We start from the raw sequence: 13,209 nt of genomic DNA on the forward strand, positions 1-13,209 counted from the left end.
CAGATGCCACGCGTGCTCCTCATAGAAGACGACCCCTCCGTCCGCGAAGGGGTCGAACTCGGGCTGCGCCGCCGCGGCCACGACGTACGGACCGCCGCCACCGGCGAGGCCGGGCTCGCCGCCCTCGCCGATTTCCGGCCCGATCTGCTGCTCCTCGACCTGATGCTGCCGGGCATGAACGGCGTCCAGGTCTGCCGCCGGGTGCGCGAGAGCAGTCAGCTGCCGATCATCATGCTCACCGCCCGCGGCGACGACTTCGACGTCGTCATCGGTCTGGAGGCGGGCGCCGACGACTACATCGTCAAGCCCGCCCGTACGGAAGTGATCGAGGCCCGCATCCGGGCCGTGCTGCGCCGCATCGAGGAGCCGGGCGGCGGGCGGCCCGCCGTCGAGTTCCACGGCGAACTGGCCATCGACCGGGCCGGGCTCACCGTCGCCAAGACCGGCGAACGCGTCGCCCTCGCCCCCTCCGAGCTGAAACTCCTGCTCCACCTCTCCGCCGCCCCGGAGCAGGTCTTCAGCAGGCAGCAGCTGCTGGAACACGTCTGGGAGCACAGCTACCACGGTGACGCGCGGCTCGTCGACGCGTGCGTACGGCGGCTGCGCAACAAGATCGAGGACACCCCGGGCAGCCCCCGCTACATCCAGACCCTGCGCGGCTTCGGTTACCGCTTCGGGCCGCTGTGATGATCTCCGGGCTGCGTACGCGGCTCGTCCTCGCCTTCCTCCTCGTCGCCGCAGTCGGCTGCGGAACCACCGCCGCCCTCACTTACCGCGAGGCGCGCAACGCCCTCCTGGAACAGGCGCAGGACACGGCAGTCTCCTCCTTCCGCGACCAGATCCAGGACTTCAACCTCAACCTCCCGCCGAACACCGAGCAGATGCAGGGGATGCTCCGCGCGCTCGCCCGGCAGGGACAGGCCCGCAACTGGTGGGTCTACGCCGAGTACGGATCGATCCGGCTCTCCTCCGGCACCAGGCCCACCTCCACCGTCATCACCCCGGAGCTGCGCCGCGAGGCCCGGGGCACCCCGCACGGCAGCTTCCAGCGCGTCGTCAAGAACGGCGAGCCCTACCTGACCATCGCCGCGCCCGTCGTCTTCAGGACCAGCCAGACCGGGACGGGCGGCCGGACCGTACGGTCCACCGGTCTGACCTTCTACGCCGTCATGCCGCTGACCGACGAACAGGCCAACATCGACGCCATGGTCGTCGCCGCACGGGACGGCGCCCTGCCGGCGCTCGCGGTCGCCCTGGTGCCCGCGCTCCTCGCCGCGCGCAGTGTGCTGCGCCCGGTGCGCGACCTGCGGCTGGCGGCCCGCAGCCTCGGCCGGGGCCGGCTGGACACCCGTATCCCCGTCAAGGGCGGCGGCGAACTCTCCGAACTCGCCCGTACGTTCAACGAGTCGACCGCCGCACTCGAACGCTCCGTGGACGAACTCCAGCGCGCCGAGGCACGCGCCCGGCGCTTCGCCTCCGACGTCTCCCACGAACTGCGCACCCCGCTCGCCGGGATGCTCGCGGTCACCGAGCTGCTCGACGAGGACGCCGCCGGGCTCGACCCGGACACCGCGGCCGCGGTCCGCCTGATCAGCAGCGAGACGGGCAAACTCGCCGTACTGGTCGAGGACTTGATGGAGATGTCCCGCTTCGACGCCCGCGCGGCCGAACTGAACACCGACGAGGTCGACGCCGCCGAGACCATCCGCAGGACGCTCATGAGCCGGCACTGGACGGACCCCGAGCGCATAGTCGTCGACCTGCCCGACGGCATCCGCGCCCGGCTCGACCCCCGGCGTTTCGACGTCGTGATCGCCAACCTCGTCGGCAACGCCCTGCGGCACGGCCGGCCGCCCGTCACGGTCACACTGCGCACCGAGACGCGTGCGCAGGACCCGGCCGACACGGCGGACGGGGCCGCGGGCGGCGGCACGCGGTGGCTCGTCACCGAGGTGGCGGACCGCGGCCCCGGCATCCGCCCGGAGGTGCTGCCGCACGTCTTCGACCGGTTCTACAAGGCCGACGAGGCCCGTACGCGTTCAGTGGGCAGCGGTCTGGGGCTCGCCATCACCCGGGAGAACGTGCGCCTGCACGGCGGTACGGTCGTGGCCACCAACGGCCCGGAAGGCGGCGCCGTCTTCGTCGTCACGATCCCGCTCACCACGAGCGAGGTGCCGGTGTGAAGCGGGTACGCGCCGCTTCCGCGGCCCTGGCGGCGGGGTCACTGCTGCTCACCGGGTGCGGCATCCGGGCCAGCGATGTCGTCGAGGCGGGCGGCCCCGCCGTCGTCGGGGTCGCACCCGACCAGCAGGAAAGAATGCTGCTCTTCTTCGTCGGACCGGACGGGCTGCCGATCCCGGTGGCCAGGCCCGTCGACCCGTCGGCCGGCCGCGTGGCGACCGCCAAGACGCTCACCGCTCTGCTCCAGGGGCCCACGCCCGAGGAACACACGGCCGGAATCACCACCCGGCTGCCCGCCCACCCGAAACTGATCGAGGTGACCCCGGCCGGGGGCACGGAGGTCCCGGGCGGGGAAGCGGGACGTCCCACCGGCTCACCGGGGACGGTCCGGGTCAGGACATCACTCGCCGTACGCTCACTCGACGAGGCCGCCGTCCGGCAGCTGGTCTGTACGACCGCGCACGCCGAGGACCCGGAGGGCCTGGTGAAAGTCGCCCTCACGGGGAAGGACGGCTCCCGGCCGCCCACCGCCTGCGACTAGCGGGCCTTCCGGCCGAATGCGGCGAGCACCGCGTCCGTGAACGGCGGCCAGACCCCGGCCGCCCAGGGGCCGAAGGCGCGGTCCGCCAGGGCGACGCAGGCGAGGCCCGCGTCGGGGTCCACCCACAGGAAGGTACCGGACTGGCCGAAGTGCCCGAACGTACGCGGCGAGGACGAACCGCCCGTCCAGTGCGGGGACTTGGAGTCGCGGATCTCGAATCCGAGTCCCCAGTCGTTCGGGTTCTGGTGCCCGTATCCGGGCAGTACGCCCTTCAGTCCCGGGTGGACGACGGCGGTGGCCTCGGCGACCGTGCGCGGGTCGAGCAGGCGCGGGGCCTGGAGCTCGGCGGCGAAGCGCGCCAGGTCGTCGACGCTCGAAACGCCGTCCTTGGCGGGCGAGCCGTCCAGCGAGGTGGCGGCCATGCCGAGCGGCTCCAGCACCGCCTGGCCGAGGTAATCGGCGAAGGGAATGTCCGTCGCCTTCGCGATGTGGTCGCCGAGGACCTCGAAGCCCGCGTTCGAGTAGAGCCGGCGTTCGCCGGGCGGCGCCATCACGCGGTGCTCGTCGAAGGCCAGACCGCTGGTGTGGGCGAGCAGATGGCGGACCGTGGACCCGGCGGGACCGGCCGGCTCGTCGAGCTCGACGGCCCCCTCCTCGTACGCGACGAGCGCGGCGTACGCGGCGAGCGGCTTGGTGACCGACGCCAGCGGGAAGGGCCGGCCGGTGGGGCCGTGCGACCACACGACGGCGCCGTCCTCCCGTACGACGGCGGCCGCCGCGGTGGGTACCGGCCAGTTCTCGATCAGCGACGCCAGGCTCTGCATGCGTACGAGCGTAAAGGCTCTACAGGGTCAGGCGCATGGAGGGGTCGGGCTTGCGCACGAAGCCCAGCGAGGCGTAGAGAGGCTCCGCCTCGGCGGACGCGTTGAGGTCGACGCTCCGCGCGCCGCGCTCGCGGAACCAGTCCAGCAGCGCCTCCACGCACGCGCGGGAGTGGCCCTGGCGGCGTTGCCCGGGGTCGGTGGCGACGCTGAAGAGATATCCGATCGCGCCGTGAGGATTGCCGGAGCGCCCGATGCGGTACTCGACCGTTCCGGCGGCGAGGGCTGCCAGAGTGCCGGGCCGGCCGGGGTGGTCGACGACGAAGGCGGCGAAGTCGCCGTCCTGCTCGGCGAGCTTCCTGCGTACGGTCGGAAGGGACTCGGCGTGCCAGTCGGTGGACGTATCGGAGGTGTGGACAGAGTCGATCATCACCTGACGCAGGCGGATCACTTCGGCGGCGTCGGCGGCGTGGGCACGGCGTGCTGGGTGGGCGGGGCGTGCCGGGAGTGCGGGGTTCATGATCCCGGAGGCTAGCCAGCGCATCCGGAAACCGCTTCCGGTTTACGGTTGCTTGGAGTGCACTCCAAGGTCCTAGCGTGGAGGTCATGACCGTGACGGAAACCGCACCCGCACGCACCGACTCCTGCGCCGCACGGCCCCGGCCGCACCCGAGACCCGTAGGCCGTGACCACTACACGATCAGCGAGGTCGCGGCGCACACCGGCCTCACGGCGTACACCCTGCGCTGGTACGAGCGGATCGGGCTGATGCCGCACGTCGACCGTTCGCACACCGGCCAGCGTCGTTTTCGCAACAGCGACCTGGACTGGCTGGCCTTCGTCGGCAAGCTGCGGCTGACCGGCATGCCGGTCGCGGACATGGTCAGGTACGCCGAACTGCTGCGGGAGGGCGAGCACACCTTCGAGGAGCGGCAGGAGCTGCTGGAGTCGACGCGCCGCGATGTGCGGGCGCGCATCGCCGAGCTGCGCGACACGCTCGCCGTACTGGATTACAAGATCGACTACTACGCTGACGCCCGGAGGGCGTCGGAGAGGGCCTGAAACCCGTATGAGCCACGACAACAGGATCGAAAAGGTGCGGCTCGGGACCGATGGGCCGGAAGTCGGTGTCCAGGGTCTCGGCTGCATGGGCATGAGCTTCGCGTACGGGCCCACGGACGCCGACGAGGCGCGGGCCACACTGGAGCGCGCGCTCGAACTGGGCATCACGCTCTACGACACGGCGGACGCGTACGCGGCGGGCGAGAACGAGACGTTCCTCGCGCCGTTCTTCCGGGCGCACCGGGACGAGGTCGTCATCGCGACGAAGTTCGCCCTGGCAGTGGACCCCCGGGATCCGGCGAAGCGGACCATCCGCAACGACGCCGCGTACATCCGCCAGTGCATCGAGGGCAGCCTCCAGCGCCTGGAGGTCGACGAGATCGACCTCTACTACATGCACCGGCGTGACGTGAACGTCCCCATCGAGGAGTCGGTCGGCGTGATGGCCGAGCTCGTGCGCGAGGGCAAGGTCAAGCACCTCGGGCTGAGCGAGGTGACCGGCGGCGAGCTGCGGGCCGCGCAGGCCGTGCACCCGATCGCGGCCGTGCAGTCCGAGTGGTCGCTGTTCAGCCGGGACATCGAGGCGGGCGTCGTACCGGCGGCCCGTGACCTCGGCGTCGCCCTGGTTCCCTACTCGCCGCTCGGCCGCGGCTTCCTCACCGGCGCCTTCACCAGCGCCGAGAAGGAGCTGAGCGAGGACGACTTCCGCAGGAGCCAGCCCCGCTACAACGGCGACAACGCCGCCGCCAACGCCACGCTGCTCGACCCGGTGCGCAAGCTGGCCGAGGGCCGCAACGCCACGCTCGGACAGGTCGCGCTCGCCTGGGTGCAGCAGCAGGCGCAGGTGCACGGACTCGCCGTCGTACCGATCCCGGGAACCCGCAAGCGCGACCGCGTCGAGGAGAACGCGGCGGCGACGCGGCTCCTGCTCACCGACAGCGAGATGGACCTGCTGGAGCCGATCGCGAGCCGGGTGGCGGGCGGCCGGTACGCCGACATGACGTTCACGTCGGCGGGCCGGGAGTAGGGAGCCCGGGGGTCCGGGGCGCTGCCCCGGACCCGCTCACGCCAACCCCAGCGCGAACACCGCGAACCCCGCCGCGAGCACCCCCGCCACCGCCCGCCGGGCTGCCGTCACATTCCCCCACGGCGCCTCGAACCCCCGCGCGTACCGCCCGATCAGGATCAGCAGCCCTGCGAACGCCGGCAGCCACACGACCCGCGCCACGACCCAGCCCGGCGAATCCGGCGCCGACGTCAGCCCCGTGACCGTGCCCAGGAACGCGCCGGGGACGGCCGCCGCGAGCATCGCCGTCTGGTGCCAGCACAGAATCGTCATCGCCGACAGATTGATCACGACGACCGGCGCCCACAGCGCCGGCCTGCGCAGCAGCCTCCCGACGCGGTCGCGCAGCAGGATCGCCGCGCCGCTCTGCGCCGCCGCGAGAGCGAGCACCAGCAAGGACGGCGGATGCGAGTTCGTGCGGGTCTCTCCCGGCACGCCGACCATGGACGCCGGGTAGTGGAACGCCATCAGCAGCGCGGCGAACAGCACCACGCCGCCGATGAGCAGCACCGCCCCGGCGCGCTTGCCGATGCGCTTCTCTCCCCAGGAGACGCCGAGTTGGTACGCGAAGAGCCAGCCCGGCAGCAGGTTCAGCAGGCCCAGCCACGACGGCATGGCCTCGGCGTACGGTCCGTACCGCAGGAAGTCGACGACCGCGACCGAACCGATGAGGGGCGCGGCGGCCCACGCGCCCATCCTGCGCGCGGCGCGGACGCAGTACGGCGTCAGGGCGGTCACCGCGACGTACACCCCCACGAACCACAGCGGCTGGATCACCAGCGTCGCCCCGGTCCGCAGCGTCGTACCCGGCACCCCCAGCGCGTACAGCACCGGGAGCATCGCCGCCCACACGGCGGTCACGCCGAGCACCGGCCGCCCGAGCCGCACGATCCGGCAGCGCAGCCACTCGCCCGCCGGGCCCTGGTGGCGGCGGTACGACAGGACGGACGCGTAACCCCCGACCAGGAAGAAGATGCCCAGCATCTGAAGCACCCAGCTCACGGGTGCGAAGGAGCCGAACGTGGCGAGCGGGCTGGCATTGTGCAGCGCGCCGTCACCGTCGAGGGTGAACCCGCCGAGCAGCCAGTGGCCGGTGGGGACGGCGAGGAGAGCGAGCGCCCGCAGGCCGTCGACGGCGCGGTCGCGGTGGGCGGGGGTGCGCGCGTCGATCCTCGCTGCCAGAGCCTTCATCACAGCTCTCCCACGGTGATCGAGGCGAAGGTACGGAGCGACTCCGTGCCGGGGGCGAAGTAACCGGTGTGGCCGTCGGCGTCACCGGCCGGTACGCGGCGGGCGCCGAAGGCGGGGTCGGTGGGGTCGGCGCCGTGGCCGAGGCCCGCGAACTCGATGTTCGGGATCCTGCCGATCCAGTCGGACGGATCCTTGGCGGCCCACACACGGGCGTCCGTGTGCAGGTCGTCGACGCTGTCCGCGCGCATCCCGGGGGAGCCGAGCGCCACGACGTCTGCGGCGTCCAGGCGGGGGGCGGCCAGGCCGCAGACGACGGAGCCGTAGCTGTGGCAGAAGAGGGCCGGGTCCGGGGCGCCGGTGGCGTCGAGCCCGTCCGTCAGCCGGGTGAGGCGGTCGGCGCCGGCCTCGGCGAGGTCACCGGTGGCGGCGTCCAGGCCCACGCCGACGGGCGTGGTGTAGCCGGCCCAGGCGATCACGGCCGTGCGGTGGCCATCGGTCGCGTCGCGCAGGGACTCGGCCATGCCGGCCGGGGTGCCGTAGACGTCGGTCGTACGGTCGAAGGTGCCGGCGTCGATGTCCGAGCCGGGGACCACGACGGCGACGTGCTGAGCTGTGCTCAGGTCCCCGTAGACCTCGGCCACTTGACCACGGCCTCGGGGGTCGAGGGCGAGGATCTGGCGGTCGGGTCCGGCCAGGCGGTCGAAGCCGTGGGCCTTGGCGGTACGGGAGTTGGCGGCGTAACGGAGTTCCACGGGTGCGCCGTCCAGGTTGCCGACGACGGTGGGGTGGCGGCGGACGAGGTCCCGCCGGCGGTCGGGGCTGAGCGCCGCGAAGAAGTGGGCGACCTGGGCGGGGGTGGTCGCGGCGGGGTCGGGCAGGCCCTCGCGCTGCCAGGCGGCGGTGCCGGGGGGCGGGCCGGTGACGGGTTCCTGCGCGGTGCCGGAAGCCCAGCCGGCGGTGCCCGAGACGGCGGTTGCCGCGATGGCTACCGCGACCAGGGTCCTCTTGTAGCGGCGCATGCTGCCCTCTTCCTCTTCTTCTTCCGGTGTCTGGCGGAGAGGAAGGTAGGAAGACGACGGCTGCGGGGGCGTCACACCGGGGAGCCAAGTCCGGGGTGCTACCGGGGTATCGGGGGTCCGGGGTGCCGGGACACCGTGCGGGCAGCTCCCGCCGCCCGGGCTCGACCCCGGTGAGGGCTGCCCGGCAGGAAGGCCCCGTCACGCCCCCGGCGTGACCAGTCCCGACTCGTACGCGAAGATCACCGCTTGCGCGCGGTCGCGCAGGTCCAGTTTGGCCAGGACGCGGCCGATGTGCGTCTTCACGGTCTGTTCCGCCAGTACCAGCGCCGCCGCGATCTCCTGGTTCGACAGCCCCCGGGCGATCAGCTCCAGGACCTCCGTCTCGCGCGGCGTGAGCCCGTTGAGCCGCAGCGACGGGTCCTTCCGCGGCGCGGGCCGCTGCCGCGCGAAGTCCGCGATCAGGCGGCGCGTCACCGACGGCGCCAGTAGAGCCTCTCCGGCCGCCACCACCCGCACCGCCGAGATCAGGTCCGCCGGCGGTGCGTCCTTCAGCAGGAACCCGGACGCCCCGGCGCGCAGCGCCTCGTACACGTAGTCGTCCACGTCGAACGTGGTGAGCATCAGGACCTTCGGCCGGTGGACCACCCCGACGGGCGGGTCCAGGAGTTCGCGCGCCGCCGCGAGCCCGTCCATCTCCGGCATCCGTACGTCCATGAGCACGACGTCCGGATGCGTGGTCCTGCTGACCTCTATCCCCTGCCGCCCGTCCGGCGCCTCACCCACCACGTCGATGTCGCTCTGCGCCGACAGCAGCGCGGCGAACCCCGCCCGCACCATGGCCTGGTCGTCGACGATGATCACGCGGATGGTCATGGGGAGGTGGGGTCCTTCGTGCCGAGAGGGAGCCTGGCAGCGACCCGGAAGCCGCCGTCGGGCAGCGGGCCGGTGTCCAGCGTGCCGCCGGTCAACCGTACGCGTTCACGCATCCCGACGAGGCCGTGCCCGCCCGCCCCACTCGCCTCCACGGGCGAAGCCGGCCCGGCGGGAGGGCCGTTGACGACGAGGACGGTGAGGTCCATTCCGTCGGAGGAGACGGAGACCCGCGTGGTGGCGCCGGGCGCGTGCCGCACGACGTTCGCCAGGGCTTCCTGAACGATGCGGTAGGCGGACAGGTCGATGGTCTGCGGCAGCCGACCGGGTTCGGCGAGGCCCGCGGTCAGGGACAGTTCGGCCGGTACCCCGGCCCGTACCGTCGCCTCGACGAGCTGCTGGAGCCGGTCGAGTCCGGGCTGCGGGGCCCGCTCGCCCGTGGCGTCCTCGCTGCGGAGCACCGACAGGAGCCGCCGCATCTCGGTCAGCGACTCCCGCGCGCTCGCGGCGATGGAGGCGAACTCCTCCTGCGCCTGGGGCGAAAGGCCGTCGACGCGGTACGGCGCGGAGTCCGCCTGCACGGTGATCACCGACATGTGGTGGGCGACGACGTCGTGCAGTTCGCGGGCGATACGGGTGCGTTCCTCCAGCAGCGTGCGCCGGGACCGCTCCTCCTCGCTGATGGTCTCCTGCTCGACGAGCCGCCGCTGCGCCTCGCCGCGCTCACGCAGCGCGCCGCCTATGACGAGGACGACGGCGCTCAGCACGACGAGGAGGACGTTCGTACCGTCGCTCTCCTCGGGGAAGAACTGGCCGAGGACGAGACCCGCGGCGCCGGTGACCAGCCAGACACCGATGAGGGTCTGACGCGTCTCGCGCAGCGCCAGCGCGAGCATCAGGAACAGGTACGCCAGGATGACGGGCGAGGTCCACGGCCAGGGGGTCTGCGAGCCGAGCCCGTTCAGGGCGAACAGCCCGCCGACGACATCGGCGGGCAGGATGATCCACCACGCCTGGAGCGGCCGGTGGGCGGCCATCAGCAGCGGAACGGTCTGCGCGGCGGCAATGGCGCCGGCCAGGCCGCCGGGCACACCGTAGTCGGTGGTGAGGACGGCGATCGTGACGGGAAGGAAGGTGGCGACGAGCGCGACCACCACGACGTACGGCAGCAGTCGCTGCCACCGCCTCGGCGCGTCGGCGAACAGGGGCGTCGGCGCGTGGGAGGGGTGGGTCACGGCGTGCGCGAGCACGCGCAGGTTGCGGCGCCCGGCGGTGACGAGGCCGTCGGTGGGGGGCGGGGGAGCGGCAGGTTCGGTCATGGCCCGTCCCAGCGTAGGCGGGGGCTGCCGGGCGGGCGTCGTACCGGGGTCCGAACCCTGACCTCATACCCAGGTACCACCCCCTGCGCGGGCAGGGCCCCGACGAGGGCCGCGGGAGTCGGGCCGCCCCGTCCCTACAGCTCCGCCAGCAACTCCGCCTTCTTCGCGGTGAACTCCTCGTCCGTGACCAGACCCGCCTCGCGCAGGTCGCCGAGGTGGCGTATCCGCTCCGCGATGTCGGCGGGGTCGCGCCGCGCGGCGACGGGCACCGGCACCGGATCGGCCGGGGCCGCGTCCAGCGAGGGCGGCATGCTTCCCGTGCGTGCCTCCGCGAGCACCGCCGCGGCGAACGGCAGGGACTCGTGCACCGGGCCGTACCCGAGGCCGAAGACGACGGCCGCCGGGTCCTGGTCGGCCTGGGCCGACTGTGGCGGCGAGAACGTGGTCGGGCCGGCGTCGCGCCGCAGCAGCCGCAGGTACCCGTCGAAGATGTCGGGGGAGCGCCACTCGACGCCATTGAGCTCCTGGATGTGGAAGCTCTGGTCGCCCGCCTTCCACTTCGCCGACGACGCCCCCGTCCAGAACCAGCGGAAGGACACCCGGGTCCCGTCGAAGGACGCCTTGCCGTCGTACGCCTTGAAGTGCAGCGGCGCCTGCGGGGCGGCCACCAGGAACTTCTCGGCGGGCAGCTTCGCCTCGGGGGAGAGCAGCGCGCGCAGCTCGTCGGCGTAGTACTCCGCGAGGGTCTCGCGCTCGGCGGGCAGCACCAGCCGGTACGGGTCGGAGCCGTCCCGCAGCTGCCCGGCCGCGGCCTCCATCAGCGGGTCGGCGCCCGGTCTGGGGATCGCGTGCAGAACGACTGTCCCGCGCTTCCCCGACGTCAGAGTCACCGACGCCAGCGCCTCGTGCGGGATGCGTCGTTCGCCGAGCGCCTGGAACAGCTTCGGCGTGCGGATCCCCCGTTCGAAGCGGATGAGCACGGAGTCGCTTTCGAACTCCCAGGTGGCATGAATTCCGGCCAGCACATCACCCATGCGGCTCATCGTATGCGGCGTGCGCCCGCGCGTCGCCCCTCGGTGCCGTCCTCGATGTTCCGGCTATGCTCCGGCCGCACTCGGGTCGCCACGAGGTTCTACGCGCGTCAGTTCGCTCCGGCGCCGGAAATTCCACTTCGGCAGGCCCCGTCGTCGCCCGCGCAGCTCACCGTGGAGTACGAGCCCACGCCTATCCCGGCGAAGTTGCTGAGGCTTTCTGTCCCCGGCTCGAAATAGCCGGTGTGCCCGACCGCACCGGACGCAGAGACAACCCGCGCCCCGAATTCCGGCGTCACCGGGTCGGCACCGTGGCCGAGCCCGCCGACCTCCAGGTACGGCACGTCCTGGATCCAGTCGTCGTGGTCCCGGGTGGCCCATACGCGCGCCCCGGTGCGGAGCTCCTGCGCGCTCTCCACCCGCATGCCCGGACTGCCGGCGACCGCGATGTCCGAGACCCTCGCCGGAAGTGCGGGGGCGGCGACGCCGCACACCACCGAGCCGTAGCTGTGGCAGAAGAGCGAGACCTTCGAGTCGCCGGGCAGCGCCCGCACGAGGGAGCCGAGCCGCTTCGAGCCGTCCCTGGCGAGCCGGCCGATCGCCGCGTCCATGCCGACGCCGACGGGCGAGGTGTAGTCGGCCCAGGCGATGACGGCGGTGCGGGTACGGGGCGACGCGGCGCGCTCGGCGGCGTACAGCGACTTCGCCATGCCGACCGGCGCGGTGTACTTGCGTTGCGTGCGCTCGAAGTTGACCACGTTGGTGTCGACGCCGGGGACGACGACCGAGACGCGCTCGGCGCGCCCGAGGTCACCGAAGACCTCGGCGACCCGCCCGGAGCCGACGGGGTCGAAGGCGAGGATCTGCCGCCCGTCACCCATCAGCGACTCGAAGCGTTGCATCCGGCGGTCCGCGCTCTGGCGGCCGGCGGGGGTGAGCCGCTTGTCGTGCATCCGCTCCCGCTCGACCGCCCGTGCCTGGGCGAGTGCCAGGTGGTTGGCGCGGTAGCGCAGGGTGAGCGGGACGCCGTTCAGGTTGCCGACGACCAGCGGGTAGCGGTCGACGAGCCGGGCGCGCTGGGAGGCGGTGAGGCCGGCGAAGAAGCGGGCGAGCCGGTCGGGCGCCGATCCGGCCTCCGGCAGGGCCATGCCGTCGATGCCGTCACGCGCCCAGGCGGCCAACGACGCAGTACGGAGGTCGGAGGCGCCCTCGTGGTGGCGTATCGCGGTCCAGCCCGTGGTGGCCAGCAGGACGAACACCACGGCGAGAGCGAGCAGCGCGCGCCATGCGTTGAGGGTGGGGGAGGAGTCGAAGGAAGTCACTGCTGGCCACCCTAGGAGAAGCGTGGGGCTCGCCGCGAAATCCGTGACACACATCACGTTTCAGGGCGGGGGTGGCTGAGGCTCCGTCACGCTTCGTGTGCGCTCGGCATGCCCGGCGTGCGCGCCGGGGCGCGCCAGTCCGTCGCGAGCGCCGGTTCGAGGTGGTCCAGGTACAGCTCGGTCAGTGACCGGATCGACTCCATGCTGGCGTCCTCGCCCTGCCCCCACAGCCGCCCCGTGACCCGCATGACTCCGGTGAACGCCGCCACGGCGATGCGCGGCCGCGGGTCGGCGTCGAGGTCGAGCCCCTCGCGCTCGGCGATGATCCGGGCGGTGCGCTCCTCCAGCTCGGTCGAGCGGCGCAGATGGGCGGCGAGCAGCGCGGGCGTCGATTCGATCATCAGGTAGGCGCGCATGTGCAGTTCGACCGGTACGACGGCTTCGATCGCTTCGCCGATGGTGTTCCAGGCGCAGAGGACCGCGTTGCGCATCGCGGCGAACGGCCGCTCCTGCGGCGGGCGTACGAGCAGCTCGGCCACGAAGTGCGACTCCACCATCTCCTGGACGGCGAAGGCGACTTCCTCCTTGCTGGCGAAGTAGCGGAAGAAGGTGCGCTGGGAGACCTCCACGGCGTCGGCGATCTCGTCGACGGTCGTGCGCTCGTACCCCTGTGTGGTGAAGAGCTCGAGCGCGACGCGCAGGAGGGCGTCGCGGGTGCGCTGCTTCTTGCGCTCACGCAGTCCCGTGGTCGCCTCGCCGGCCGCCTGCTGTTCGGTCATTCGTGGG

The 13,209-nt window shown here is 72.6% G+C and carries 14 protein-coding genes; 5 read left to right on the forward strand and 9 right to left on the reverse strand.

The features are described 5' to 3' along the window. Positions 1-3: 3 nt before the first annotated feature. The 3 genes from ACWIHY_RS18620 to ACWIHY_RS18630 are packed head-to-tail and all read left to right on the forward strand — an operon-like array spanning position 4 to position 2,722. A complete protein-coding gene (locus tag ACWIHY_RS18620; RefSeq protein ID WP_454376714.1) occupies positions 4-687 on the forward strand; it encodes a response regulator in 684 nt (227 codons plus the stop codon). Continuing rightward, positions 687-2,183, forward strand: a complete 1,497-nt coding sequence (locus ACWIHY_RS18625) for an ATP-binding protein (protein ID WP_454376715.1) — start codon at positions 687-689, stop codon at positions 2,181-2,183. Before ACWIHY_RS18620 ends, ACWIHY_RS18625 begins: the two co-directional genes overlap by 1 nt. Next, positions 2,180-2,722, forward strand: coding sequence for a hypothetical protein (locus ACWIHY_RS18630; protein WP_454376716.1), 543 nt, complete (start codon positions 2,180-2,182; stop codon positions 2,720-2,722). Before ACWIHY_RS18625 ends, ACWIHY_RS18630 begins: the two co-directional genes overlap by 4 nt. Here the strand turns inward: ACWIHY_RS18630 and ACWIHY_RS18635 are convergent. Then, the gene (locus ACWIHY_RS18635) at positions 2,719-3,546 is read right to left on the reverse strand and encodes a serine hydrolase domain-containing protein (protein WP_454376717.1); all 828 of its coding nucleotides are present in this window, start codon (positions 3,544-3,546) and stop codon (positions 2,719-2,721) included. The two genes, ACWIHY_RS18630 and ACWIHY_RS18635, sit on opposite strands and share 4 nt — an antisense overlap. Positions 3,547-3,565: 19 nt before the next feature. Further along, positions 3,566-4,063: a GNAT family N-acetyltransferase gene (locus tag ACWIHY_RS18640; protein ID WP_454376718.1), complete on the reverse strand. Its 498-nt coding sequence runs from the start codon at positions 4,061-4,063 to the stop codon at positions 3,566-3,568. A gap of 86 nt (positions 4,064-4,149) precedes the next feature. Between ACWIHY_RS18640 and ACWIHY_RS18645 the strand changes: the two genes are divergently transcribed. Next, a complete protein-coding gene (locus ACWIHY_RS18645) occupies positions 4,150-4,605 on the forward strand; it encodes a MerR family transcriptional regulator (RefSeq protein WP_454376719.1) in 456 nt (151 codons plus the stop codon). A 7-nt stretch (positions 4,606-4,612) separates the two neighbouring features. After that, the gene (locus tag ACWIHY_RS18650) at positions 4,613-5,632 is read left to right on the forward strand and encodes an aldo/keto reductase (protein WP_454376720.1); all 1,020 of its coding nucleotides are present in this window, start codon (positions 4,613-4,615) and stop codon (positions 5,630-5,632) included. 36 nt (positions 5,633-5,668) lie between these two features. On the opposite strand, the gene ACWIHY_RS18655 is transcribed toward ACWIHY_RS18650, so the two are convergent. The 7 genes from ACWIHY_RS18655 to ACWIHY_RS18685 form a co-directional block, all read right to left on the reverse strand. After that, on the reverse strand, positions 5,669-6,862 hold the full coding sequence (locus tag ACWIHY_RS18655) for an acyltransferase family protein (protein WP_454376721.1): 1,194 nt from the start codon (positions 6,860-6,862) through the stop codon (positions 5,669-5,671). Continuing rightward, positions 6,862-7,881, reverse strand: coding sequence for an alpha/beta hydrolase (locus tag ACWIHY_RS18660; RefSeq protein WP_454376722.1), 1,020 nt, complete (start codon positions 7,879-7,881; stop codon positions 6,862-6,864). Before ACWIHY_RS18660 ends, ACWIHY_RS18655 begins: the two co-directional genes overlap by 1 nt. A 198-nt stretch (positions 7,882-8,079) precedes the next feature. Continuing rightward, on the reverse strand, positions 8,080-8,754 hold the full coding sequence (locus ACWIHY_RS18665) for a response regulator (RefSeq protein WP_454376723.1): 675 nt from the start codon (positions 8,752-8,754) through the stop codon (positions 8,080-8,082). After that, positions 8,751-10,070 carry a sensor histidine kinase gene (locus tag ACWIHY_RS18670; protein WP_454376724.1) on the reverse strand — a complete coding sequence of 440 codons (1,320 nt, stop codon included), beginning with the start codon at positions 10,068-10,070 and terminating at the stop codon, positions 8,751-8,753. Before ACWIHY_RS18670 ends, ACWIHY_RS18665 begins: the two co-directional genes overlap by 4 nt. A 134-nt stretch (positions 10,071-10,204) precedes the next feature. Next, entirely contained in the window at positions 10,205-11,104 is a 900-nt protein-coding gene (locus tag ACWIHY_RS18675; protein WP_454376725.1) for a DUF4429 domain-containing protein, read from the reverse strand. Between the two features lie 107 nt (positions 11,105-11,211). Then, positions 11,212-12,423, reverse strand: a complete 1,212-nt coding sequence (locus ACWIHY_RS18680) for an alpha/beta hydrolase (protein WP_454376726.1) — start codon at positions 12,421-12,423, stop codon at positions 11,212-11,214. An 86-nt stretch (positions 12,424-12,509) separates the two neighbouring features. Beyond that, positions 12,510-13,202, reverse strand: a complete 693-nt coding sequence (locus ACWIHY_RS18685; protein ID WP_454376727.1) for a TetR family transcriptional regulator — start codon at positions 13,200-13,202, stop codon at positions 12,510-12,512. Between the last annotated feature and the right edge of the window lie 7 nt (positions 13,203-13,209).

It is taken from the genome of Streptomyces sp. NPDC055287 (genome assembly GCF_053646035.1).

Coding starts and splice junctions, on each gene's coding strand:
- ACWIHY_RS18685 (WP_454376727.1), bottom strand. CDS start 13,202: ATGACCGAACAGCAGGCGGCCGGCGAGGCGACCACGGGACTGCGTGAG.
- ACWIHY_RS18675 (WP_454376725.1), bottom strand. CDS start 11,104: ATGGGTGATGTGCTGGCCGGAATTCATGCCACCTGGGAGTTCGAAAGC.
- ACWIHY_RS18620 (WP_454376714.1), top strand. CDS start 4: ATGCCACGCGTGCTCCTCATAGAAGACGACCCCTCCGTCCGCGAAGGG.
- ACWIHY_RS18625 (WP_454376715.1), top strand. CDS start 687: ATGATCTCCGGGCTGCGTACGCGGCTCGTCCTCGCCTTCCTCCTCGTC.
- ACWIHY_RS18635 (WP_454376717.1), bottom strand. CDS start 3,546: ATGCAGAGCCTGGCGTCGCTGATCGAGAACTGGCCGGTACCCACCGCG.
- ACWIHY_RS18640 (WP_454376718.1), bottom strand. CDS start 4,063: ATGAACCCCGCACTCCCGGCACGCCCCGCCCACCCAGCACGCCGTGCC.
- ACWIHY_RS18645 (WP_454376719.1), top strand. CDS start 4,150: ATGACCGTGACGGAAACCGCACCCGCACGCACCGACTCCTGCGCCGCA.
- ACWIHY_RS18650 (WP_454376720.1), top strand. CDS start 4,613: ATGAGCCACGACAACAGGATCGAAAAGGTGCGGCTCGGGACCGATGGG.
- ACWIHY_RS18660 (WP_454376722.1), bottom strand. CDS start 7,881: ATGCGCCGCTACAAGAGGACCCTGGTCGCGGTAGCCATCGCGGCAACC.
- ACWIHY_RS18670 (WP_454376724.1), bottom strand. CDS start 10,070: ATGACCGAACCTGCCGCTCCCCCGCCCCCCACCGACGGCCTCGTCACC.
- ACWIHY_RS18655 (WP_454376721.1), bottom strand. CDS start 6,862: ATGAAGGCTCTGGCAGCGAGGATCGACGCGCGCACCCCCGCCCACCGC.
- ACWIHY_RS18665 (WP_454376723.1), bottom strand. CDS start 8,754: ATGACCATCCGCGTGATCATCGTCGACGACCAGGCCATGGTGCGGGCG.